Origin of the sequence: Pseudomonas petroselini (genome assembly GCF_045037875.1) — a bacterium.
In the GTDB taxonomy this organism is placed as follows: domain Bacteria; phylum Pseudomonadota; class Gammaproteobacteria; order Pseudomonadales; family Pseudomonadaceae; genus Aquipseudomonas; species Aquipseudomonas petroselini.
This window is the reverse complement of sequence record NZ_CP173614.1, coordinates 2,778,102-2,799,401: the sequence shown is the minus strand read 5'-3', so window position 1 is coordinate 2,799,401 and position 21,300 is coordinate 2,778,102. Positions and strand designations below refer to the sequence as shown.

At 59.4% G+C, this 21,300-nt stretch carries 18 protein-coding genes; 5 read left to right on the top strand and 13 right to left on the bottom strand.

Translation table 11 applies throughout. The features are described from left to right. Positions 1 to 199: 199 nt before the first annotated feature. The 7 genes from lpdA to sdhC all read right to left on the bottom strand — a co-directional run bounded on the left by lpdA (position 200) and on the right by sdhC (position 9,325). Positions 200 to 1,636: a dihydrolipoyl dehydrogenase gene (lpdA, locus tag ACI512_RS13130; protein WP_012723091.1), complete on the bottom strand. Its 1,437-nt coding sequence runs from the start codon at positions 1,634 to 1,636 to the stop codon at positions 200 to 202. Between the two features lie 99 nt (positions 1,637 to 1,735). Further along, on the bottom strand, positions 1,736 to 2,959 hold the full coding sequence (gene odhB, locus ACI512_RS13125) for a 2-oxoglutarate dehydrogenase complex dihydrolipoyllysine-residue succinyltransferase (RefSeq protein ID WP_064052885.1): 1,224 nt from the start codon (positions 2,957 to 2,959) through the stop codon (positions 1,736 to 1,738). Between the two features lie 44 nt (positions 2,960 to 3,003). Continuing rightward, positions 3,004 to 5,835 carry a 2-oxoglutarate dehydrogenase E1 component gene (locus tag ACI512_RS13120; protein ID WP_231809759.1) on the bottom strand — a complete coding sequence of 944 codons (2,832 nt, stop codon included), beginning with the start codon at positions 5,833 to 5,835 and terminating at the stop codon, positions 3,004 to 3,006. 261 nt (positions 5,836 to 6,096) lie between these two features. After that, a complete protein-coding gene (locus ACI512_RS13115; RefSeq protein ID WP_003172807.1) occupies positions 6,097 to 6,801 on the bottom strand; it encodes a succinate dehydrogenase iron-sulfur subunit in 705 nt (234 codons plus the stop codon). A gap of 11 nt (positions 6,802 to 6,812) precedes the next feature. Then, the gene (gene sdhA, locus ACI512_RS13110; RefSeq protein WP_012723088.1) at positions 6,813 to 8,585 is read right to left on the bottom strand and encodes a succinate dehydrogenase flavoprotein subunit; all 1,773 of its coding nucleotides are present in this window, start codon (positions 8,583 to 8,585) and stop codon (positions 6,813 to 6,815) included. A 3-nt stretch (positions 8,586 to 8,588) separates the two neighbouring features. After that, positions 8,589 to 8,957, bottom strand: coding sequence for a succinate dehydrogenase, hydrophobic membrane anchor protein (gene sdhD, locus ACI512_RS13105; RefSeq protein WP_003172805.1), 369 nt, complete (start codon positions 8,955 to 8,957; stop codon positions 8,589 to 8,591). Beyond that, positions 8,951 to 9,325 carry a succinate dehydrogenase, cytochrome b556 subunit gene (gene sdhC, locus ACI512_RS13100; RefSeq protein ID WP_003190005.1) on the bottom strand — a complete coding sequence of 125 codons (375 nt, stop codon included), beginning with the start codon at positions 9,323 to 9,325 and terminating at the stop codon, positions 8,951 to 8,953. The genes sdhD and sdhC overlap by 7 nt, the downstream gene beginning before the upstream one ends. A 365-nt stretch (positions 9,326 to 9,690) precedes the next feature. On the opposite strand from sdhC, the gene gltA reads away from it, so the two are divergent. Continuing rightward, positions 9,691 to 10,980, top strand: a complete 1,290-nt coding sequence (gene gltA, locus ACI512_RS13095; protein WP_012723087.1) for a citrate synthase — start codon at positions 9,691 to 9,693, stop codon at positions 10,978 to 10,980. 267 nt (positions 10,981 to 11,247) lie between these two features. Here the strand turns inward: gltA and ACI512_RS13090 are convergent, their stop codons facing one another. From ACI512_RS13090 to ACI512_RS13080, 3 genes are all read right to left on the bottom strand, one after another. Next, a complete protein-coding gene (locus ACI512_RS13090; RefSeq protein WP_012723086.1) occupies positions 11,248 to 12,906 on the bottom strand; it encodes a cation acetate symporter in 1,659 nt (552 codons plus the stop codon). Continuing rightward, on the bottom strand, positions 12,903 to 13,214 hold the full coding sequence (locus ACI512_RS13085) for a DUF485 domain-containing protein (RefSeq protein ID WP_012723085.1): 312 nt from the start codon (positions 13,212 to 13,214) through the stop codon (positions 12,903 to 12,905). The genes ACI512_RS13090 and ACI512_RS13085 overlap by 4 nt, the downstream gene beginning before the upstream one ends. A gap of 261 nt (positions 13,215 to 13,475) precedes the next feature. Next, a complete protein-coding gene (locus ACI512_RS13080; protein WP_012723084.1) occupies positions 13,476 to 14,327 on the bottom strand; it encodes a glycine betaine ABC transporter substrate-binding protein in 852 nt (283 codons plus the stop codon). A 332-nt stretch (positions 14,328 to 14,659) separates the two neighbouring features. Between ACI512_RS13080 and ACI512_RS13075 the strand changes: the two genes are divergently transcribed. Then, positions 14,660 to 16,213 carry a glycosyl hydrolase family 17 protein gene (locus ACI512_RS13075; RefSeq protein WP_236379242.1) on the top strand — a complete coding sequence of 518 codons (1,554 nt, stop codon included), beginning with the start codon at positions 14,660 to 14,662 and terminating at the stop codon, positions 16,211 to 16,213. An 81-nt stretch (positions 16,214 to 16,294) separates the two neighbouring features. Here ACI512_RS13075 and ACI512_RS13070 read toward each other — a convergent pair whose 3' ends face one another. Continuing rightward, positions 16,295 to 16,663 (bottom strand): hypothetical protein, encoded by a 369-nt coding sequence (locus ACI512_RS13070; RefSeq protein WP_012723082.1) that lies wholly within the window; start codon positions 16,661 to 16,663, stop codon positions 16,295 to 16,297. A 236-nt stretch (positions 16,664 to 16,899) separates the two neighbouring features. Between ACI512_RS13070 and ACI512_RS13065 the strand changes: the two genes are divergently transcribed. Then, the gene (locus ACI512_RS13065) at positions 16,900 to 18,198 is read left to right on the top strand and encodes a serine/threonine protein kinase (protein ID WP_046033851.1); all 1,299 of its coding nucleotides are present in this window, start codon (positions 16,900 to 16,902) and stop codon (positions 18,196 to 18,198) included. Continuing rightward, positions 18,191 to 18,979 carry a VacJ family lipoprotein gene (locus tag ACI512_RS13060; protein WP_012723080.1) on the top strand — a complete coding sequence of 263 codons (789 nt, stop codon included), beginning with the start codon at positions 18,191 to 18,193 and terminating at the stop codon, positions 18,977 to 18,979. Before ACI512_RS13065 ends, ACI512_RS13060 begins: the two co-directional genes overlap by 8 nt. A gap of 57 nt (positions 18,980 to 19,036) precedes the next feature. On the opposite strand, the gene ACI512_RS13055 is transcribed toward ACI512_RS13060, so the two are convergent. Further along, positions 19,037 to 19,951, bottom strand: coding sequence for a DUF808 domain-containing protein (locus ACI512_RS13055; protein ID WP_236379231.1), 915 nt, complete (start codon positions 19,949 to 19,951; stop codon positions 19,037 to 19,039). A gap of 134 nt (positions 19,952 to 20,085) precedes the next feature. On the opposite strand from ACI512_RS13055, the gene ACI512_RS13050 reads away from it, so the two are divergent. Next, positions 20,086 to 20,691 carry a TetR/AcrR family transcriptional regulator gene (locus ACI512_RS13050; RefSeq protein ID WP_012723077.1) on the top strand — a complete coding sequence of 202 codons (606 nt, stop codon included), beginning with the start codon at positions 20,086 to 20,088 and terminating at the stop codon, positions 20,689 to 20,691. 52 nt (positions 20,692 to 20,743) lie between these two features. Here the strand turns inward: ACI512_RS13050 and ACI512_RS13045 are convergent, their stop codons facing one another. Beyond that, positions 20,744 to 21,184, bottom strand: coding sequence for a heme-binding protein (locus tag ACI512_RS13045; RefSeq protein ID WP_064052890.1), 441 nt, complete (start codon positions 21,182 to 21,184; stop codon positions 20,744 to 20,746). Between the last annotated feature and the right edge of the window lie 116 nt (positions 21,185 to 21,300).

Below are 21,300 nucleotides of genomic sequence, written 5' to 3'. Positions count from 1 at the left end.
TTACCGTCTTCGTTAGGTACTGCGCATTCGGCGCTGCGCTCATTATGAGTGCCGCGCCACCTGTGACTGCTGCTTGCGCAGCTTGCGGGGCTCAAGGCCCGTAAAGCTGCGCAAGACTGCGTCCAGCGGATATTCCGCGGTGAGTCTTGCGCGCAAGGCTCACGACGGGCAACTCCGCCGTGGTTTCTTATTATCTCGCTTAACGCTTCTTCTTGTTGGCGATGTGGATGGCGCCGCCATTCACTGCCAATGCTGCTTCGTGCAACGCTTCGGACAGGGTCGGATGGGAGAAGACCATCATGCCCAGGTCTTCGGCACTGGTGCCGAATTCCATACCGATTGCGCCTTGCTGAACCAGTTCTGCAGCGCTTGGGCCAATCACGTGGACGCCCAATACGCGGTCAGTCTTAGCATCAGCGATGACTTTGACAAAACCACCGGTGTCGTTGGCTGCCATGGCACGGCCAGAAGCGGCAAACGGGAAGGTGCCGACGTTAACTTCAACGCCTTCAGCTTTCAACTGCTGTTCGTTCTTGCCGACCCATGCAATTTCCGGGTGGGTGTAGATAACCGACGGGATCAGGTCGTAGTTCATCTGGGTTTTGTGGCCCTTGATGCGCTCGACCACCATGATGCCTTCTTCGGACGCCTTGTGCGCCAGCATCATGCCGCGAACCACGTCGCCGATGGCGTAGACGCCAGGCACGGTGGTAGCGCAGTGATCGTCAACGTGGATGAAGCCACGCTCGTCGATGTTCACGCCGCTGTCCGAAGCCAGCAGGTCGGTGGTCACTGGACGGCGACCCACGGCGACGATCAGCTTGTCGAAAGTGATGGTCTTTTCGCCATCCTTGTCGGTGTAGTTGACGACAACTTCTTCACCGTTGACTTTCGAACCGGTCACGCGAGCGCCCAGCTTGATGTCCAGACCTTGTTTGGTCAGGGTCTTCAGCGCTTCTTTGGACACGGCGGTGTCGGCAGCCAGCAGGAACGTGTCCAGGGCTTCCAGCACGGTGACTTCGGAACCCAGGCGGGACCAGACCGAACCCAGTTCCAGGCCGATCACGCCAGCGCCGATCACGCCCAGACGCTTAGGTACCGCTTGGAATTCCAGGGCGCCGGTCGAATCGACGATCACGTTCTGGTCGACCGGAGCCGGTGGAATGTCGATTGGACGCGAGCCTGGTGCCAGGATCACGTTTTCGGCTTCGATGATTTCGGTCGAACCGTCTGGCTTGGTGATTTCAACTTTCTTGCCGGCCAGCAGTTTGCCGTGGCCTTGCAGGGAAGTGACGCCGTTGGCCTTGAACAAGGTGGCAACGCCGGAAGTCAGGCCTTTAACGATGTTGGCTTTACGGCCGACCATTGCTGGCACGTCCATGGTCACGCCAGCATGGTTGATACCGTGGATCGCGAAACCGTCTTGGGCTTCGTGGAATTTCCAGGAGCTGTCCAGCAGCGCCTTGGAAGGAATGCAACCAACGTTCAGGCAAGTACCGCCCAGTGCCAGTTTGCCTTCCTTGTCGGTGTATTTTTCGATGCAAGCAGTCGAGAGGCCCAGTTGTGCGGCCTTGATGGCGGCAACATAGCCGCCAGGACCTGCACCAATCACTACAACGTCAAATTTCTGCGACATGAAAATAGTTCCTCTATTCAGCGACAAGCTTCAAGCGACAAGCCGCAAGCCAAGCTGCTTTTTCCTACAGCTTGTAGCTCGCAACTTGCCGCTGCGTCTTTAGATGTCCAGCAGCAGACGAGCCGGGTCTTCCAGCAGGTTCTTGATGGTCACCAGGAAAGTCACGGCTTCTTTACCATCGATCAGGCGGTGATCGTAAGACAGTGCCAGGTACATCATTGGGCGGATCACGACTTGGCCGTTGATGGCCATCGGACGCTGGATGATGTTGTGCATGCCCAGGATCGCGGCTTGTGGCGGGTTGACGATCGGGGTCGACATCATCGAACCGAAGGTACCACCGTTAGTGATCGTGAAGGTACCGCCGGTCATCTCGTCGATGGTCAGCTTGCCGTCACGGGCTTTCTTGCCGAAGCCGGCGATGCCGCCTTCGATTTCAGCCAGGCTCATCAGTTCGGCGTTACGCAGGACCGGAACCACCAGGCCACGGTCGCTGGAGACGGCAACGCCGACGTCTGCGTAGCCATGGTAAACGATGTCGCCGCCGTCGATGGAAGCGTTGACCGCCGGGAAGCGTTTCAGCGCTTCGGTGGCCGCTTTCACGAAGAACGACATGAAGCCCAGGCGTACGCCGTTGTGGGACTTCTCGAACAGGTCCTTGTACTTCGAACGCAGGGCCATGACTTCAGTCATGTCGACTTCGTTGAACGTGGTCAGCATCGCCATGTTCGACTGTGCTTCAACCAGGCGCTTGGCCACGGTGGCACGTACGCGGGTCATCGGAACGCGCTTCTCGGTGCGGTCGCCGGCAGCGAACACAGGTGCAGCGGCAGCCGGGGCAGCAGCCTTGGCAGGTGCGGCAGCGGGAGCGTTTTTCTTGGCTTCAACAGCGGCAACCACGTCTTCCTTGGTCACGCGGCCGTCTTTGCCGGTGCCTTTGATGGACGCCAGGTTGATGCCGTTCTCGTCAGCCAACTGACGGGCAGCCGGTGCAGCGATTGGGTCTTCAGCGCCAGCAGCCGGAGCGGCAGCAGGAGCCGAAGCAGCAGCCGGTGCAGCGGCGGCGGCAGGAGCGGCGGCAGCCCCGCCCTCTTCGATCGAACCCAGTACCTGGTTCGACAGAACGGTAGCGCCTTCTTCGGCAACGATTGCGCCCAGCACGCCGTCAGCCTCAGCCAGCACTTCCAGCACGACCTTGTCAGTCTCGATGTCAACGATCAGGTCGTCACGCTTGACGGCCTCACCTGGTTTCTTGTGCCAGGTGGCAACGGTGCCATCGGCAACCGATTCCGGGAATGACGGGGCTTTGATTTCGATAGCCATTATCTGTGGGTCCTTAAAATTCGGTTTCAGTCAGCGCGAAGGCGTTAAACAGTGAAAGCATCTTGCAGCAGTTTTTCCTGCTGCTCGGCGTGCATCGACGCATAACCACACGCAGGTGCAGCGGAAGCATCACGGCCGGCATATTCCAGGCCCAGGGCCTTGTTGTGGTTGCCGATGCTGCGACGCAGGTGATGCTGGCTGCTGTACCACGCGCCCTGGTTCATCGGCTCTTCCTGGCACCACACCACGTGAGTGAGGTTGGTGTAAGGCGCGATGGCCTCCATCAGGTCGTCTTCCGGGAACGGGTAAAGCTGCTCGATACGCACGATGGCGATGTCTTCGCGGCCTTCGGCACGGCGTTTTTCCAGCAAGTCGTAGTAGACCTTGCCGCTGCACAGGACCAGGCGAGTCACCTTGGCCGCGTCCAGCGTGTCGATTTCTGGAATAACGGTCTGGAACGAACCATCAGCCAGATCTTCCAGGGTCGAGATGGCCAATTTATGACGCAGCAGCGACTTCGGTGTCAGCACTACCAGCGGCTTGCGCAGCGGGCGGATCACCTGGCGACGCAGCAAGTGGTAGATCTGGGCCGGGGTAGTCGGCACGCATACCTGGATGTTGTGCTCGGCGCACAGCTGCAGGTAACGCTCCAGACGGGCCGAGGAGTGCTCAGGACCCTGACCTTCATAACCGTGTGGCAGCAGCATGGTCAGACCGCACAGGCGACCCCACTTGTGCTCGCCGCTGGTGATGAACTGGTCGATAACCACCTGTGCACCGTTGGCAAAGTCGCCGAACTGGGCTTCCCAGATCACCAGCGCCTGAGGCGTGGTGGTCGAGTAACCGTATTCGAACGCCAGAACGGCTTCTTCGGACAGGAACGAATCGTACAGGTCGAAACGTGGCTGGCCTTCGTACAGGTTCTGCAACGGGATGTAGGTGCCCGCGTCTTTCTGGTTGTGCAACACCGCATGACGGTGCGAGAACGTACCACGGCCGATGTCCTGGCCGGTCATGCGGATCGGGTGACCTTCGAACGCCAGGGTCGCGTACGCCATGGTTTCGGCGTAACCCCAGTTGATCGGCAGGCCGCCGGCTTGCATCTTCTGACGGTCTTCGTAGATCTTCGAGACCTGACGCTGCACCACGAAACCGTCCGGAATTTCCAGCAGTTTGGCGGACAATTCCTGCAGGGTCTTCAGATCGAACGACGTATCGTGACGCGCAGTCCAGGCGTGGCCCAGGTACGGACGCCAGTCCACGAACAACTCTTTGTTCGGCTCTTTAACCAGGCTTTTTACAACATGCAGGCCATTGTCCAGCGCGTTGCGGTATTCATCGATTTTCTCCTGAACACGCGCGTCATCCAGTACACCGGCCTTGGTCAGGCTTTCGGCGTACAGCTCACGGGTGGTGCGCTGCTTGCTGATCTGCTGGTACATCAACGGTTGGGTGCCGCTTGGCTCGTCCGCTTCGTTGTGACCGCGACGGCGGTAGCAAACCAGGTCGATCACCACGTCACGCTTGAACTGCATGCGATAGTCGATGGCGAGCTGGGTCACGAACAGCACGGCTTCCGGATCATCGCCATTCACATGGAGGATCGGCGCCTGGATCATCTTGGCAACGTCGGTGGCGTACTCGGTGGAGCGCGCATCCAGCGGGTTGCTGATGGTGAAGCCAACCTGGTTGTTGATGACGATGTGAACCGTACCGCCGGTCTTGAAGCCGCGGGTCTGCGACATCTGGAAGGTTTCCAGGACCACGCCTTGACCGGCAAATGCCGCGTCGCCGTGGATGGAAATCGGCAGGACCTTCTCACCGGTGGTGTCGTTACGACGATCCTGGCGAGCCCGCACCGAACCCTCGACCACTGGAGAAACGATTTCCAGGTGGGACGGGTTGAAGGCCATGGCCAGGTGAACTTCACCGCCGGTGGTCATCACGTTGGACGAGAAGCCCTGGTGGTATTTAACGTCACCGGAACCCAGCTCGACCTTCTTCTTGCCTTCGAACTCGTCGAACAGCTCACGCGGGTTCTTGCCGAAGGTGTTGACCAACACGTTCAGGCGACCACGGTGGGCCATGCCGATCACGACTTCCTTGGTACCGTAGGAACCGGAACGCTGGATCAGCTCGTCGAGCATCGGGATCAGGCTTTCGCCGCCTTCCAGGCCGAAACGCTTGGTGCCCGGGTATTTGGTGCCCAGGTATTTTTCCAGGCCTTCGGCAGCGGTAACGCGCTCGAGCAGGTGGCTGCGTACGTCGGCGGACAGCACCGGACGGCCACGCACACCTTCCAGGCGATGCTGGAACCAGTGACGTTGCTCGGAATCGGTGATGTGCGTGAACTCAGCGCCAATGGTGCGGCAATATGTCTGCTGCAACGCTTCGTGAATTTCGCGTAGGCTCGCTTCCTCTTTGCCGATGAACAGGTCGCCGGCACGGAAGGTCGTATCAAGATCGGCATTGGTCAAGCCGTAATGATTGATCGACAGGTCAGCAGGTGCAGGACGCTGCCAGAGCCCCAGCGGGTCAAGCTGGGCCGCCTGGTGGCCACGCATCCGATAGGCCTGGATCAGTCGCAGTACTTCAACTTGCTTCTTCTCGTGCTCACTGCTCACGCTGCCCGCGGAAACCGGTTGAGCGCGGCGCTGGTTCTTTGCCAGCAGCACGAATTGATCGCGAATCGTTGCATGCGATACATCGGTGGCAGCGTTGCCGTCTGAAGACAACGTCTGAAATTTGGTGCGCCATTCTTCTGGCACAGCGTTAGGGTCGTGCAGGTAGAGCTCATAAAGCTCTTCCACATAGGCAGCGTTACCACCTGAAAGATAGCCGCTGTTCCACATGCGCTGCATCACGCTTTCTTGCATGCTTGGTCACCCTCGATTTGGGGACACCACCGGCGAAAACACCGAGTTTGCTTGCAAAAGGCCAAGTGCAGCGACCAAAACAAGCCACTTAGGATCACGCTGATAGTTCGGGTACCAACCCGAATGCCCCTGCTTGTCTCATTTCTTCAAAATAAGAGCCGCGGCTTTGTAAGTCGCTGCTCAAGTTAAAACTACGGCGCCGGTTGAAGCCTGCGCCGCAGCATTTACGGGCACAACGGTCCTGCCTTGTTACAACGTCAGTTACACGCCGCTCTGCAGCAGCATGTTACGAATGTGACCAATGGCCTTAGTCGGGTTCAGGCCTTTGGGACATACGTTGACGCAGTTCATGATCCCGCGGCAGCGGAATACGCTGAACGGGTCATCCAGCGAAGCCAGACGCTCGGACGTCTTGGTGTCACGGCTGTCTGCCAGGAAGCGGTACGCTTGCAGCAGGGCAGCTGGACCCAGGAACTTGTCCGGGTTCCACCAGAAGGACGGGCACGAAGTCGAGCAGCAAGCGCACAGGATGCACTCGTACAGACCGTCGAGCTTCTCGCGCTCTTCCGGGGACTGCAGACGCTCGATGGCCGGGGCCGGCGTGTCGTTCTGCAGGAACGGCTTAACTTTCTCGTATTGCTTGTAGAAGATGCTCATATCGACGACTAGGTCACGGATAACCGGCAAACCTGGCAGAGGACGAACGATCAGCTTGTTGCCTTTAACCACGGCGGACAGCGGCGTGATGCACGCCAGGCCGTTTTTGCCGTTGATGTTCATGCCGTCGGAACCGCACACACCTTCACGGCAAGAGCGACGATAGGAGAAACCTTCGTCCTGCTCTTTGATCAGTGCCAATACATCCAGCACCATCAGGTCTTTACCACCGGTATCGACCTGGAACTCCTGCATGAACGGCGCAGCGTCCTGATCAGGGTTGTAGCGATAAACACTGACTTTCAACATGGCAGCCACCCTTAGTAAGTCCGAATCTTCGGTTCAAACGTCGGTACCGTCTTCGGCGAGAAGTTCACGGCACGCTTGGTCACGCGCTTGTCACCCGGGAAGTACAGGGTGTGGCACAACCAGTTTTCGTCGTCGCGGTCTTCAAAGTCTTCACGAGCGTGGGCACCGCGGGATTCTTTACGAACCTCGGCGGCGATCGCGGTCGCTTCAGCCACTTCCAGCAGGTTTTGCAGCTCAAGGGCCTCGATACGAGCCGTGTTGAACGCCTGGCTCTTATCGTTGATCTTGACGTTGGCGATGCGCGTGCGCAGGTCAGCCAGCTGGGCGATGCCCTTCTGCATGTATTCGCCGGTACGGAACACACCGAAGTAATTCTGCATGCAGCTTTGCAGCTCGCGACGCAGGGTTGCCACGTCTTCGCCGTCGGTGCGCTCGTTCAGAGCGTTCAGGCGCGCCAGGGCAGCTTCGATGTTGGCGTCGGTTGCGTCATCGTATTCGATGCCGTCGGTCAGCGCTTTTTCCAGGTGCAGGCCGGCCGCGCGGCCGAAGACCACCAGGTCGAGCAGCGAGTTGCCGCCCAGGCGGTTGGCGCCGTGTACCGATACGCAAGCCACTTCGCCTACCGCGAACAGACCATGAATGATCTCGTCCACGCCGTCGGCGTTCTGGGTGATCGCCTGACCATGGATGTTGGTCGGCACGCCGCCCATCATATAGTGGCAAGTTGGAACAACCGGAACCGGAGCCACCACCGGGTCAACGTGTGCGAAGGTCTTGGACAGTTCGCAGATACCCGGCAGACGGCTGTGCAGCACTTCTTCGCCGAGGTGATCGAGCTTCAGCAGTACGTGGTCGCCATTCGGGCCACAGCCGTTGCCGGCGATGATTTCCTTAACCATCGAACGGGCCACAACGTCACGACCGGCAAGGTCCTTGGCGTTCGGAGCATAACGCTCCATGAAACGCTCGCCGTGCTTGTTGATCAGGTAACCACCTTCACCACGGCAACCTTCGGTCACCAGTACACCGGCGCCGGCGATGCCGGTCGGGTGGAACTGCCACATTTCGATGTCTTGTACCGGCACGCCTGCACGCAGTGCCATGCCGACGCCGTCACCGGTGTTGATCAGGGCATTGGTGGTGGACGCGTAGATACGGCCTGCACCGCCCGTCGCCAGCACGGTAGCCTTGGCGCGGATGTAGGTGGTTTCACCGGTTTCGATGCAGATGGCGATCACACCGACGAACTCGCCTTGTGCGTTCTTCACCAAGTCAACAGCGTAGTACTCGTTCAGGAACGTGGTACCGGCTTTCAGGTTGCCCTGATAAAGGGTGTGCAACAGCGCGTGACCGGTACGGTCGGACGCGGCGCAGGTACGGGCAGCCTGCCCGCCTTTGCCGTAATCCTTCGACTGGCCGCCGAATGGACGCTGGTAGATACGGCCTTGTTCGGTACGGGAGAACGGCAGACCCATGTGGTCCAGCTCGAACACCGCGGCCGGGCCTTCCTGACACATGTATTCGATAGCGTCCTGGTCACCGATGTAGTCGGAACCCTTGACGGTATCGTACATGTGCCAGCGCCAGTCATCGTTCGGGTCGGCGGAGGCAATGGCACAGGTGATGCCACCCTGGGCCGACACGGTGTGGGAACGGGTCGGGAACACCTTGGTGATCACGGCAGTCTTGTGACCACCCTGGGCCAGCTGCAGCGCAGCGCGCATGCCAGCACCGCCGCCACCAATAATGATGGCGTCGAATGAAATAGTTGGAATGTTAGCCATGAATCAGATACCCCAAAGAATCTGCACACCCCAGACGAAGTAAGCGAACATCGCGACGCCGCAGACTGCCTGGAAGAGAAAACGTACTGCAGTCGCGGACTTGCCCAGCGCCATCGGCGTCAGGTAGTCGGTCGCGATGGTCCACATGCCAACCCAGGCGTGTGCGCCCAGGGCAACAAGGGCCAGCAGACTGAAGATTCGCATCGCATTGTGGGAAAACAGGCCGTGCCATTGCTCATAGCCGATGCCCGGGTTTGCGACGAGGTATCCGATCAGGAAAATGAAATAAGCCGCGAGAACGACCGCAGACACACGCTGTGCCATCCAGTCATAGAGGCCCGAACGCGAAAGGTTCGTAACGCTGGTTACCATATCCAAACTCCTGCCAGAACGATCAGCACCACGGAAATGGCGATGATGATTTTCGAGCCCAGGCGGCCGCCTTCCAGCGTCTCACCGATGCCCATGTCCATGATCAAATGGCGCACACCGGCTACCAGGTGATACAGAAGAGAAGACAGGAGGCCCCATGCTACGAACTTGGCCAGCGGGCTGGTCAAGCATGCCTTCACCTCGGCGTATCCTTCCTCGGAACCCAGGGATTTGCTCAATGCATAAAGCATGATGCCCAAGCCCAGGAACAGGATGATGCCGGAAACACGGTGCAGGAACGACGTAACGCCGGTGATGGGGAGTTTGATGGTCCTTAGGTCTAGGTTTACAGGTCGTTGGCTATTCACGGCTTTTTTTCACACTGAAGAGCCCCTAACAATCAGGGCAAAGTTGTTGGGGAGTGCGACTGGTCAGGTAAGCACCACCCAGGGAGTGCGACCCCCAATGAAAGCAAGCCCAAAAGCCCTTGGCGGTCGGTGGCCGAGTATAGACAGTTAGGTTACTAATGACAACGCGCACTCCTCACCCTAATAGCTGATTGCGCTGGCGAGATAAAAGGCGTAAATGGCGCTCAATTTCGAGGAAAAAGTACGGTTAAAGCCTTCTGGGGCAAGACTTTAGGCAAATTGACATCTGAATTTATCTCACTATAGTGGTGCGGGCCCTGCGTGGGGGGTCTGTCTGATGATTTGAAGCATAAATAGGAGGCCACATGGCTGACAAAAAAGCGCAGTTGATCATCGAGGGCGCAGCCCCCGTCGAGCTGCCCATTTTAACCGGCACCGTTGGTCCCGATGTTATCGACGTACGGGGCCTGACGGCCACGGGCCGTTTCACTTTCGACCCAGGCTTCATGTCGACCGCTTCTTGCGAGTCGAAGATCACCTATATCGATGGCGACAATGGCATTCTGCTTCACCGCGGCTACCCGATCGAGCAACTCGCCGAACAGTCGGACTACCTGGAAACCTGCTACCTGCTGCTAAATGGCGAATTGCCAACAGCCGAGCAGAAGGCCCAGTTCGTCAGCACCGTCAAGAACCACACCATGGTTCACGAGCAATTGAAGACCTTCTTCAACGGCTTCCGTCGCGACGCCCACCCAATGGCCGTCATGTGCGGCGTGGTTGGCGCCCTGTCGGCCTTCTATCACGACTCCCTCGACATCAATAACCCGCAGCATCGCGAAATTTCCGCGATCCGCCTGGTTGCCAAGATGCCGACCCTGGCCGCAATGGTTTACAAGTACTCCATGGGTCAACCCATGATGTACCCGCGCAACGACCTGACATACGCGGAAAACTTCCTGCACATGATGTTCAACACCCCGTGCGAGATCAAACCGATCAGCCCGGTGCTGGCCAAGGCAATGGACCGGATCTTCATCCTCCACGCCGACCACGAGCAGAACGCCTCCACGTCCACCGTGCGCCTGGCCGGCTCTTCGGGTGCCAACCCGTTCGCCTGTATCGCCGCCGGTATCGCCGCACTCTGGGGCCCTGCCCACGGCGGTGCGAACGAAGCCGTATTGACCATGCTCGATGAAATCGGCGATGTGTCGAACATCGACAAATTCATCGCCAAGGCCAAGGACAAGAACGATCCGTTCAAGTTGATGGGCTTCGGTCACCGGGTCTACAAAAACCGCGACCCACGCGCCACCGTGATGAAGCAGACCTGCGACGAAGTGTTGAAGGAACTGGGGATCAAGAACGATCCGCAACTCGAACTGGCCATGCGCCTGGAAGAGATCGCCCTGACCGACCCGTACTTCATCGAACGCTCGCTGTACCCGAACGTCGACTTCTACTCGGGGATCATCCTCAAGGCGATCGGCATTCCAACCAGCATGTTCACCGTGATCTTCGCCCTGGCGCGGACCGTGGGCTGGATCTCCCACTGGAAAGAAATGCTCTCCAGCCCGTACAAGATTGGCCGCCCGCGCCAGCTGTACACCGGCTACGAGTCGCGTGACATCACCAAGCTGGAAGATCGCAAGTAAGCACTTGAGTTGTACCGAATAAGGCCTCCTCTGGAGGCCTTATTCATTTGTGCAACTTGTAGTGAGCGGGCTTGCCCCGCGCTGGGTGGCGAAGCCGCCCCAAACCCAGGCACCTCGGTTCTAATTGGAGAACTGAGTGCCTGAGATGGGGCGGCTTCGCCACCCAGCGCGGGGCAAGCCCGCTCACTACAGACCCTCCCTCACCGATATTCAGGTAAAAAAATGCCCCGGCCTTGCGACCGGGGCATTCTTTATCCAACTGCAACCTTAGTGATTAACCGCCCCGCTCGCCCCCAGGCCAGTCTGCGAACGCACAAACTGCGGGAAGTACAGCGCACGCTCTTTCTCTGCCGCCGCCGACTTGTCGGTGATAGAGAAGAACCAGATGCCGACGAACGCAATGATCATCGAGAACAGCGCCGGGTACTCGTACGGGAAGATGGCTTTTTCGTGATGCAGGATCGAGACCCAGATGGTCGGGCCCAGCACCATCAGGCCAACCGCACTGACCAGGCCCAACCAGCCGCCGATCATCGCGCCACGGGTGGTGAGGTTCTTCCAGTACATGGAAAGCAGCAACACCGGGAAGTTACAGCTGGCAGCAATGGAGAACGCCAGGCCGACCATGAACGCAATGTTCTGGCTTTCGAACAGGATACCCAGGCCGATGGCCAGCACCGCCAGGGCGATGGTGGTGATCTTCGACACGCGAATCTCATCTTTATCGTTGGCCTTGCCTTTCTTGATCACGCTGGCATACAGGTCGTGGGACACCGCCGAGGCACCCGCCAGGGTCAAACCGGCAACCACTGCCAGGATGGTGGCGAAGGCCACGGCCGAGATGAAGCCCAGGAAGATACTGCCGCCCACCGCGTTGGCCAGGTGCACCGCCGCCATGTTGTTACCGCCCAGCAAGGCGCCTGCCGCATCCTTGAACGCCGGGTTGGTGCTGACCAGCAAGATCGCGCCGAAGCCGATGATAAAGGTCAGGATGTAGAAGTAGCCGATGAATCCGGTTGCATACAACACGCTCTTACGCGCTTCCTTGGCGTCGCTCACGGTAAAGAAGCGCATCAGGATGTGCGGCAGGCCGGCGGTACCGAACATCAGTGCCAGGCCCAGGGAGAATGCCGAGATCGGGTCTTTCACCAGACCGCCAGGGCTCATGATCGCCTCACCTTTAGGGTGAACCTTGATCGCCTCGGCAAACAGCATGTTGAAGTCAAAGTTGACGTGCTTCATCACCATCAGCGCCATGAACGAGGCACCGGACAGCAACAGCACAGCCTTGATGATCTGCACCCACGTGGTCGCCAGCATGCCGCCGAACAGCACATACAGGCACATCAGGATGCCCACCAGGATTACCGCTACGTGGTAGTCCAGGCCGAACAGCAGTTGGATCAACTTGCCCGCGCCCACCATCTGCGCGATCAGGTAGAACGCCACCACCACCAGCGAGCCACAGGCCGACAGGCTGCGGATCTGGGTTTGCCCGAGGCGATAGGACGCCACGTCGGCAAAGGTGTACTTGCCCAGGTTACGCAGGCGCTCTGCGATCAGGAACAGAATGATCGGCCAGCCCACCAGGAAGCCGATCGAGTAGATCAGGCCGTCGTAGCCGGAGGTAAACACCAGTGCGGAAATACCCAGGAAAGACGCCGCCGACATGTAGTCGCCGGCAATCGCCAGGCCGTTCTGGAAGCCGGTGATCTTGCCGCCGGCCGCATAGTAGTCGGCCGCCGACTTGTTACGTTTGGAAGCCCAGTAGGTGATGCACAGAGTGGCACCGACAAACGCGACGAACATCAAGATGGCGGAGACGTTCAGCGGTTGTTTGTGTACTTCACCGGTCAATGCGTCCGCCGCCCAAAGGGCTGGAGCAAAAAGCGAAGCGCCGAGTACTGCCAGTAGACGCCGGATCATTGCGCAGCCTCCTTGAGAATCGCATTGTTCAGGTCGTCAAATTCGCCGTTGGCCCGACGCACATAGATGCCGGTCAGGACAAACGCAGACACAATCAGCCCGACGCCCAGGGGAATGCCCCAGGTAATCGACGAACCGGGGCTGATCTTGGCCCCCAGCACTTGTGGCCCGTAGGCGATCAACAGGATGAATCCGGAGTAGAGCCCTAGCATGATCGCCGAGAGAATCCAGGCGAACCGTTCCCTTTTTCTCACCAGCTCCTTGAAACGCGGGCTGTTTTGAATCGAGAGGTAAATGCTGTCGTTCATTGTTTTTATCCTCGCAGCACAGCTTTTTTATTATTGGAACGTATCCACTGTATGCGGCTGCGGAACAGGTTCCAGACGACCTTAGTATTAGAGGGAGTGTAGCGAGGGATTGGGAGGGCGAAGAAACATTTGCGGGTCACGAAAATAATGTGGGAGGGGGCTTGCTTCCGATGGCAGTGGGTCGGCTACAGATAAGCTGACTGAAACACTGCCATCGGGTGCAAGGCCCTCCCACAGGGGTTGTATCAAGGCATTGGGGAATTACTTACCGATCCACTCGGCCACACGCTCAGGGTGCTTGGCCACCCAATCCTTGGCCGCGGCATCCGGCTTGGCGCCCTCTTGGATAGCGAGCATGACTTCGCCGATTTCGTCCTTGGAGGCCCACTGGAATTTCTTCAGGAAGGCCGCGACTTCCGGCGCTTTCTTCTCCAGGCCCTTGCTGCCGATGCTGTTGACGGTTTCAGCAGCACCATAAATCCCTTTTGGATCGTCCAGGAAGCGCAGCTTCCATTTGGCGAACATCCAGTGTGGCACCCAACCGGTGACCGCAATGGATTCCTGTTTGTCTTCGGCACGGGTCAACTCGGCGATCATCGCCGCGCCCGAGCTGGCTTGCAGCTTGTAATCAAGGCCGTATTGCTTGATGGCTTCGTCGGTCTTGAGCATCACGCCTGAACCGGCGTCGATGCCGACGATCTTGTTCTTGAAGGTGGTATCGGTCTTGAGGTCTTCGATGGACTTGGCCTTGACGTACTCCGGCACGATCAGGCCGATCTTCGCGTCCTTGAAGTTAGGGCCGTAGTCGACCACCTTGTCCTTGTTCTTCGCCCAATACTCACCGTGCGTCACGGGCAGCCAGGCGGAGAGCATGGCATCAAGTTTGCCGGTGGCGACACCCTGCCACATGATCCCGGTGGCGACCGCTTGCAGTTTCACGTCATAACCGAGCTTTTGCTTGATCACCTCAGCCGCCACGTGCGTGGTGGCAACGCTGTCAGACCAGCCATCCACATAGCCGATGCTCAGGGTTTTGCTGTCGGCGCTGGCCAGTGTGGAGCTCATCGCAACTACCAGAGTGGCAGCTGCGCCCAAGAGTCGTCGCATCTTCATCGTACTTCCCCGAAAGTGCTGCGCCCGGCGGATGCCGAGCGACGTCAACCTGTTGTTATGTGGTGCACCGCGCCCCCTTCACGCGCATCGATCACGGTAGTGCGCCGTCAGCGGAGTACTGACGCTTCGATCATCAACCTGCCGGGACCTTCGACCTGCTCTGTCAGCGACCTTGTGCAAGCAGGAAACGACATCACATAGCCAGTAGGACGCTTTGTAGGATTTGACGCCAGAATCCCGCCCGAACTTTGCATGTCAAAATTATGCTGCCCCACTGGGAAGGGCTAAATCCGGGTAAGATGCGCGCCTTTGCTCCTCCAGATAAGCCAACCATGCCCGCGACCGCCCGCTTCCCTGCCCTCCCCTATTGCTTCGCCTTGATCCTTGGCCTGCTGGCCATGATCGGCTACTGGTATGGCCTCGGCCGGCCGGTGGTACTGCCCGACGTCGCCAGCGCCACGCACAAGATGCAGTGCGCGTCCTACACGCCGTTCGATAAAGACCAATCGCCGTTTGACCAGCCGTTCACCCTGCGTCCGGAGCGCATGGACGCTGACCTGGCCCTGCTGGCGACCCGCTTCGAGTGCATTCGCACCTACTCCATGACCGGCCTGGAAGCCTTGCCGGAAATGGCACGCAAGCATGGCCTTAAGGTGATGGCCGGTGCCTGGGTCAGCAGCGACCCGGTGGCGACCGCCAAGGAAGTCAACGAATTGATCGCCGCGGCCAACGCCAACCCTGACGTCGTGACCTCAGTGATCGTCGGCAACGAAGCGCTGCTGCGCAAGGAAGTCACCGCCAAACAGCTGGTGGCGCTGATCCACACTGTCAAAAGCCAGATCAAGCAGCCGGTGACGTACGCGGATGTCTGGGAGTTCTGGCTGCAACACCCGGAAATCGCGCCGGCGGTGGACTTCCTCACGATCCACCTGTTGCCGTACTGGGAAGATGAGCCGTCCGGCATCGATCAGGCCCTCAAGCACGTGGGCGACGTGCGCCAGACCTTTGGCAATAAGTTTGCGCCCAAGGACATCCTGATCGGTGAAACCGGCTGGCCCAGCGAAGGCCGCCAGCGCGAAACCGCGGTGCCAAGCCGGGTCAACGAAGCCAAGTTCATGCGCGGCTTCGTGGCCATGGCCGAGGCCAATGGCTGGCGTTACAACCTGATCGAAGCCTTTGACCAGCCGTGGAAGCGCGCCAGCGAAGGCGCCGTGGGCGGTTACTGGGGCCTGTTCGATGCCGACCGCCAGGACAAGGGCATTCTCGCCGGGCCCGTGACCAATGTGCCTTACTGGCCACTGTGGCTGGGGGTGGGCGGGATCATCCTGCTGGGCGCCTTGGTGCTGGGTGGTCGTGTACGCAGTGTGCGTGCCGCTATCGCCCTGCCGCTGCTGGGCGCCGTTGCCGCATGCGCCATCGCCACCTGGGCTGAACTGACCCGCGTTACCGCGCGTTTCAATGATGAATGGGTGTGGGCAGGCTTGCTGGTGGTGTTGAACCTGCTGGTGCTGGCTCACGCGGCACTGGCCCTGAGCGCCCGGGAAGGTTGGCGCGCACGGGCCTTCAACTGGCTGGAACAGCGCGCGGGCTGGCTGGTGGCGATTGCCGGATTCGCTGGCGCGGTGATGATGCTGGCGTTGGTGTTTGACCCGCGCTATCGCAGCTTCCCGACGGCGGCGCTGGTAGTGCCGGCCTTGGTGTACCTGGTGCGGCCGGTGACCGGACCGCGTCGGGAGATTGCGCTGCTGACCTTTATCATCGGTGCGGGCATTGCGCCGCAGTTGTACCGTGAAGGGTTGTTGAACCAGCAGGCGTGGGGTTGGGCGGTCGTGAGCCTGCTCATGACGGCAGCCTTGTGGCGCTGCTTGCGGGTACGCAAGATTTAACATCGCTATCGGGGGCAAGCCCCCTCCCACAGGGGAATGCATTCCAAATGTGGGAGGGGGCTTGCCCTCGATGAGGCCCTATCAGGCGACGCGGGGCTTCCTGACCAACCGCAACCCTGCAATCACCACCGCAAACACCGCAAACGTGGTGTTGTACAACGCCAGCGCCGGTAAACCGAAGACCATCCCCAGCACCGCCAAACCCCACCCTGCACGACCCGGCACGAAAAACGCCAGCACCGACGTGATCAGCGCCGCCCAGCCCAGCACCTTGAAGTGGATCATCAACCCCAGGTTCGAACGCAACTGGCATTCCCAACGGCTGGCTTCGTCCGCACAGATACCGACCCACTGGCCATCTTCCATAAAGCCATAGCGCGCACCGTAACTGGCGGCCAGCCATAGCGGCAGTGCAACAAGCAGCAAAATCAGCGGCAAACGACGGGACATGAGGCACTCCGATAGGCAAAAACGGCGCTCAGCTTAATGCCCCGCCGGCCATTAGCAAGGCGCATATACACAATTAGTGTTCACCTACACGTGTCAAAGTGTATCGTCTGGCTACTATTACCCCGATTCCGACGTTTTTTTCCGACATTTCGTGCCGAGTGATGGCACTTCGGCGATAGGACGGCGGTCATAGCCTGCGAACTTCATTAAGCACGTTTCCTCCTAGGGATTAAGTCATGCTCCGTTCCTTGCGCTGTGCTGCCTTACTGGGCAGCCTTTTTCTGAGTGCGTCAGCACTGGCCGTCGATATCGACCAAGCCAGCTATGGCTACCCTTTGACCAACCCATTTGAAGCGACTATCGCCACCACACCGCCTGACCTTCGGCCCAAATTGCCGAACGATGACGAGATCAACCAATCCGACTACACCTTGAACATGCGCCCCGAGCGCGAGTTCAGCCTGCCGGACAACTTCTGGGCGGTGAAGAAACTCACCTACCGCATCGCCAAGCAGGATCGCGCCGCGCCGCTGATCTTTTTGATCGCGGGCACCGGCGCGCGGTTTGACAGCAGCATCAACGAATACCTGAAAAAGCTCTATTACCAGGCCGGATACCACGTGGTGCAACTGTCGTCGCCCACCAGCTTCGACTTCATCAGCGCCGCCTCGCGCTTCGCGACTCCGGGGATCACCCAGGAAGACGCCGAAGACATGTACCGCGTGATGCAGGCCGTGCGGGCGCAGAACGCCTCGCTGCCGGTGACCGACTTCTACCTCACCGGCTACAGCCTCGGCGCCCTGGATGCGGCGTTTGTCAGCAAGCTCGACGAGACCCGTCGCAGCTTCAACTTCAAGAAAGTGCTGCTGCTGAACCCGCCGGTCAACCTCTACACCTCGATCACCAACCTCGACAAGCTGGTTCAAACCGAAGTGAAGGGCATCAACAATACCACCACTTTCTACGAGCTGGTGCTGAACAAGCTGACCCGTTACTTCCAGCAAAAGGGCTACATTGACCTCAATGACGCCCTGCTCTACGACTTCCAGCAATCCAAGCAGCACCTGACCAACGAACAGATGGCCATGCTGATCGGCACCTCGTTCCGCTTCTCGGCGGCCGACATCGCCTTTACCTCAGACTTGATCAACCGCCGTGGCTTGATCATCCCGCCGAAGTACCCGATCACCGAAGGCACCAGCCTCACGCCGTTCCTCAAGCGTGCGCTGCAATGTGATTTCGATTGCTACCTCACCGAACAGGTGATCCCGATGTGGCGAGCCCGTTCCGATGGCGGCAGCCTCTTGCAACTGGTCGACCAGGTCAGCCTGTACGCCCTTAAGGACTACCTGCACACCAACCCGAAGATCGCCGTCATGCACAACGCCGACGACGTAATCCTCGGCCCTGGCGACCTCGGTTTCCTGCGTAAAACCTTCGGCGATCGCTTGACCGTATACCCGCTGGGCGGCCACTGCGGCAACCTTAATTACCGCGTCAACGCCGACGCCATGCTGGAGTTCTTCCGTGGCTAAATATCTTCTGCTGCTTGCCGCCTTGATGTGCGCAGGCGTGGCCAATGCCGACAACAGCAAGGCCCATGAGCCGGTCAACGTGGGTGCCGACGGGTTCAAGGAACCGCTGACCAAGCTCAAGTTCAACCCGGGCCTGGACCAGCGCGAGTTCGAGCGTTCGTCGCTGACCGCACTCAACGTGTACGACCCACTGGAATCGTGGAACCGTCGCGTGTACCACTTCAACTACCGCTTCGACCAGTGGGTGTTCCTGCCGGTGGTCAACGGTTACACCTATGTGACGCCCAGCTTCCTGCGCACCGGCGTGAGCAACTTCTTCAACAATCTGGGCGATGTGCCCAACCTGTTGAACAGCCTGCTTCAGCTCAAGGGCCACCGCTCCCTGGAAACCACCGGGCGCCTGCTGGTCAACACCACTATCGGCATCGCCGGCCTGTGGGACCCAGCCACCGCCATGGGCCTGCCGCGCCAGAGCGAAGACTTCGGCCAGACCCTGGGCTTCTACGGCGTGCCCGGCGGCGCCTACCTGGTGCTGCCGATCTTCGGCCCATCGAACCTGCGCGACACCGGCGGTTTGCTGGTTGATTACACCGCCGAAACCCAGATCAACTTCCTCAACGTGGCCGAAGTCAGCTCCAACCACCCGGAAGTCTGGGCCCTGCGCGCGGTCGACAAGCGCTACCAGACCAGCTTCCGGTATGGTCAGATGAACTCGCCGTTCGAGTATGAGAAGGTGCGGTACATCTATACGGAATCACGCAAGTTGCAGATTGCGGAGTAATCAAGTGCCACAAAAAAAGGCCATTCAATTGAATGGCCTTTTTTATTGCCGCCCGTATCAGGCCTTCAGCGCTTTCCACACCTTGCTGACCACGTTGACCATCGCCAGCACCACCGCGCCGGCAATGATCCCCGCTACACCGTTCAGCAACGTCGGCACCAGCCACGCCGCCCCGCCCGCGCCCTGGCTGAGCGTCTCGATCCAGTGATGCACCACCGGCACGCCATGGGTGAGAATGCCGCCGCCCACCAGGAACATCGCCGCTGTACCGATCACGGAGAGGCTCTTCATCATGTAAGGCGCCGCCCGCAGGATCGCGCCGCCGATACTGCGTGCCACTTGGCCAGGCTTCTGGGTGAGCCACAGGCCCAGGTCATCCAGCTTGACGATGCCAGCCACCAGCCCGTAGACACCGATGGTCATGACAATGGCAATGCCGGATAACACGACCACCTGCTGCATCAACGGCGCGTCAGCCACAGTGCCGAGGGTGATGGCGATGATTTCGGCCGAGAGGATGAAGTCGGTGCGGATGGCGCCTTTGATCTTGTCCTTTTCAAAGGCCACCAGATCGGTGGCCGGGTCGGCCACGGCCTCGACCAACTGCGCACGTTCAGCCTGGTCTTCGGTCTTGCTGTGCAGGAATTTATGCGCGAGCTTCTCGAAACCTTCAAAACACAGGTAGGCACCCCCGAGCATCAGCAACGGCGTCACCGCCCACGGCGCGAATGCACTGATCAGCAAAGCGGCCGGCACCAGGATCAACTTGTTGACGAACGACCCTTTCGCCACCGCCCACACCACGGGAATTTCCCGCTCTGCGCGCACCCCGGAGACCTGCTGGGCATTGAGCGCCAAGTCATCGCCGAGCACGCCGGCGGTCTTCTTCGCCGCCACTTTTGTCATCAGGGCAACGTCATCGAGTACCGCGGCGATATCGTCGATCAACACCAACAAACTGCTTCCTGCCATGAATCGGGCTTCCATTAGAGAGGGAGGCGCCGAGCATAGCGCGGAGCAACGCTTTACGGGCACATTGTTGAGGCTCGCGGATGGCCGGTGCTACCATGCGCAACCGCCTGTCCTGGCAAGGAAACCTCTGGTTTATGAGCACCATTCGCGAGCGCAACAAAGAAAAAATCCTGCGGGCGGCCAGCGAGGAGTTTGCCGACAAAGGCTTCGCCGCGACTAAAACCAGCGACATCGCCGCCAAGGCCGGGCTGCCAAAGCCCAACGTCTATTACTACTTCAAGTCCAAGGACAACCTCTACCGCGAGGTGCTCGAGAGCATTATCGAGCCGATCCTGGCCGCTTCCACGCCGTTCAATCCGGACGGTGAGCCTTCGGTGGTGCTGAGCAACTACATCCGCTCAAAAATCCGCATCTCCCGCGACCTGCCGTTTGCCTCCAAGGTATTCGCCAGCGAAATCATGCACGGCGCCCCGCACCTCAGCGCCGACCAGGTCGAACAGTTGAACGCCCAAGCCAAGCACAACATCGCGTGCATCCAGCATTGGGTCGATCGCGGCCTGATCGCGGCGATTGACCCCAATCACTTGATGTTCAGCATCTGGGCGGCCACGCAGACGTATGCGGACTTCGACTGGCAGATCTCGGCGGTGACCGGCAAGGCCAAGTTGGATGAAGCGGATTACGAAGCGGCGGCGCAGACGATTATCCGGTTGGTGCTCAAGGGGTGTGAGCCGGACTGATAGACCGTGGCGCCTGTGCCAATCGGGGGCAAGTCGAATCGTCAACGACGAATCAAGCAGACACCCCCGCATCCGCCATCAACCCCACCCCCTCGATCGCCGTGATCGCACACTGCTCATCAATATCCGACGCATCCCCGCTGATCCCAATCGCGCCCAGCACCACGCCTGCCTGATTCCGAATCAACACCCCACCCGGCGCCGGTACCACGCTGCCCTGCCCCAGGCTGTTCAGCGCGGCGATAAACGCCGGGCGTTGCTGTGCGTCCAGTGCCAGCAGGCGTGAGCCCTTGCCCAGGGCAATCGCGCCCCAGGCCTTGCCGATGGCGATCTGCGGGCGCAGCAGGCTGGCGCCGTCTTCGCGCTGCAGGGTGATCAGGTGCCCGCCGCTGTCGAGCACCGCAATGGTCAGCGGCGCTGCCGACAGGGTGCGCCCTGCAGTGAGGGCCTGGCTGGCCAGTTGGGTGGCGAGTTTCAAGGTTAAAGCGCTCATGGTGCCGTCCTTCTTTTGTTATTGGGAATGCCGTGGCGGTCTGAATGATCAGATGCTTGATCAAACAAATAGAACACAATTGATTTTAATTTTGTATACAATATTTTCGCACAAAG